The organism is Kineococcus gypseus (assembly GCF_050871305.1).
Classification (GTDB): domain Bacteria; phylum Actinomycetota; class Actinomycetes; order Actinomycetales; family Kineococcaceae; genus Kineococcus; species Kineococcus gypseus.
Genome location: NZ_JBJLRD010000105.1, coordinates 1 through 3,223 on the forward strand (window position 1 = coordinate 1; position 3,223 = coordinate 3,223).

At 59.1% G+C, this 3,223-nt stretch carries 1 rRNA gene; it reads right to left on the reverse strand.

Annotated elements, in window-relative coordinates:
• Window positions 1–22 precede the first annotated feature (22 nt).
• Window positions 23–3,200: ribosomal RNA gene (locus tag ACRYMN_RS20740) — 23S ribosomal RNA — on the reverse strand.
• Between the last annotated feature and the right edge of the window lie 23 nt (window positions 3,201–3,223).

The following is a 3,223-nucleotide window of genomic DNA, read 5'->3' on the forward strand; positions in this document are numbered from 1 at the left end:
TCGGTGGGTGCTGGTGTGCGCTGGTGACAAGTGATCGGCTTATTAGTACCGGTCAGCTCCACAACTCCTTAGTCGTTGCTTCCACACCCGGCCTATCAACCCAGTAGTCTGCTGGGAGCCTCCCACCCCTTTGAACGGGGCGTGGAAACCTCATCTCGAAGCAGGCTTCCCGCTTAGATGCCTTCAGCGGTTATCCCTTCCGAACGTAGCCAACCAGCCATGCTCCTGGCGGAACAACTGGCACACCAGAGGTTCGTCCGTCCCGGTCCTCTCGTACTAGGGACAGCCCTTCTCAAGTTTCCTGCGCGCGCAGCGGATAGGGACCGAACTGTCTCACGACGTTCTAAACCCAGCTCGCGTACCGCTTTAATGGGCGAACAGCCCAACCCTTGGGACCTACTCCAGCCCCAGGATGCGACGAGCCGACATCGAGGTGCCAAACCATGCCGTCGATATGGACTCTTGGGCAAGATCAGCCTGTTATCCCCGGGGTACCTTTTATCCGTTGAGCGACCGCGATTCCACACTCCACGGCCGGATCACTAGTCCCGACTTTCGTCCCTGCTCGACATGTCTGTCTCACAGTCAAGCTCCCTTGTGCACTTGCACTCGACACCTGATTGCCAACCAGGCTGAGGGAACCTTTGGGCGCCTCCGTTACCCTTTAGGAGGCAACCGCCCCAGTTAAACTACCCACCAGGCACTGTCCCTGATCCGGATCACGGACCGAAGTTAGACATCCAGAACGACCAGAGTGGTATTTCAACGGCGACTCCACACCCACTAGCGTGAGCGCTTCACAGTCTCCCACCTATCCTACACAAGCCGTTCCGAACACCAATACCAAGCTATAGTGAAGGTCCCGGGGTCTTTCCGTCCTGCTGCGCGAAACGAGCATCTTTACTCGTAGTGCAATTTCGCCGAGTTCGCGGTTGAGACAGCGGGGAAGTCGTTACGCCATTCGTGCAGGTCGGAACTTACCCGACAAGGAATTTCGCTACCTTAGGATGGTTATAGTTACCACCGCCGTTTACTGGCGCTTAAGTTCTCAGCGTCCCGCACCGAGGTGCGGTAACCGGTCCCCTTAACGTTCCAGCACCGGGCAGGCGTCAGTCCGTATACATCGTCTTGCGACTTCGCACGGACCTGTGTTTTTAGTAAACAGTCGCTTCCCCCTGGTCTCTGCGGCCCTCAAACGCTAGCCCGCCACACCGAAGTGATAGGGCTTCACGCCTCAGGCCCCCCTTCTCCCGAAGTTACGGGGGCATTTTGCCGAGTTCCTTAACCACGATTCACTCGATCGCCTCGGTATTCTCTACCTGACCACCTGAGTCGGTTTAGGGTACGGGCGGCTCGAACCTCGCGCCGAGGCTTTTCTAGACAGCATGGGATCACCCTGCTTCCCCCGTGAGGGGTCACCATCAGGTCTCAGGCTTGTGTGAGGTGCGGATTTGCCTACACCTCGCCCTACACCCTTGGACGTGGACAACCATCGCCACGCGGAAGCTACCCTCCTGCGTCACCCCTGTTACTACGCTTGCCTACTACCGGATCGGGCCACACGCTCCACCGAGCACCACCCGAAGGTGGCACCGGCTTTGGGTGCTTAGCATCACCGGATTCGACATGGGCGGTTCTTCGCCGGTACGGGAATATCAACCCGTTGTCCATCGACTACGCCTGTCGGCCTCGCCTTAGGTCCCGACTTACCCAGGGCGGATGAACCTGGCCCTGGAACCCTTGGTCAATCGGCGGACGGGTTTCTCACCCGTCATTCGCTACTCATGCCTGCATTCTCACTCGTGTGCAGTCCACGACACGATCACTCGGCCGCTTCACCCCGCACACGACGCTCCCCTACCCACCCACACACCTGCCCGAACGACACAGCTCAAAGAGCCGGCCCGCTCGAGGGGCTAAAAGTGTGAGTGCCACAGCTTCGGCGGTGTGCTTGAGCCCCGCTACATTGTCGGCGCGGAATCACTTGACCAGTGAGCTATTACGCACTCTTTCAAGGGTGGCTGCTTCTAAGCCAACCTCCTGGTTGTCTACGCGACTCCACATCCTTTCCCACTTAGCACACGCTTAGGGGCCTTAGCTGATGATCTGGGCTGTTTCCCTCTCGACTACGAAGCTTATCCCCCGCAGTCTCACTGCCACGTTCTAGCTTACCGGCATTCGGAGTTTGGCTGACGTCAGTAACCCGGTGGGGCCCATCGGCCATCCAGTAGCTCTACCTCCGGCAAGGAACACGCGACGCTGCACCTAAATGCATTTCGGGGAGAACCAGCTATCACGGAGTTTGATTGGCCTTTCACCCCTACCCACAGCTCATCCCCCAGGTTTTCAACCCTGGTGGGTTCGGTCCTCCACGCGGTCTTACCCGCGCTTCAACCTGGCCATGGGTAGATCACTCCGCTTCGGGTCTAGAGCACGCGACTGCGACACCGAAGTGCCGGCGCCCTGTTCGGACTCGCTTTCGCTACGGCTACCCCACCCGGGTTAACCTCGCCACGTACCGCTAACTCGCAGGCTCATTCTTCAAAAGGCACGCCGTCACAGGTGCAAAGCCTGCTCCGACGGATTGTAGGCACACGGTTTCAGGTACTGTTTCACTCCCCTCCCGGGGTGCTTTTCACCATTCCCTCACGGTACTGTCCGCTATCGGTCATCAGGAAGTATTTAGGCTTACCAGGTGGTCCTGGCAGATTCACACGAGATTCCACGAGCCCCGTGCTACTCGGGAGGCGCGGCCAGACAGGCCGCGGTGTTTCGCCTACGGGGGTCTCACCCACTGCGCCGGACCTTCCCAGATCCTTCGGCTACACCACGACTTTCTCACTGCCCGAGGCGTCGGTAGCCGCCTCCACCGCACTCCCACAACCCCGCCCGTGCAACCCCTACCAGGTCTTGCACACGAGTCGGTTTAGCCTCATCCGCGTTCGCTCGCCACTACTGACGGAATCACTGTTGTTTTCTCTTCCTGTGGGTACTGAGATGTTTCACTTCCCCACGTTCCCTCCACACACCCTATGCATTCAGGTGCGGGTGACCGCCCATGACGACGGCCGGGTTTCCCCATTCGGACACCCTCGGATCACCGTTCGGTTGCCAACTCCCCGAGGCTTATCGCAGGCTCCCACGTCCTTCATCGGCTCCTGATGCCAAGGCATCCACCGTGCGCCCTTACACACTTGCCACCACCACACACCACCACCCACCC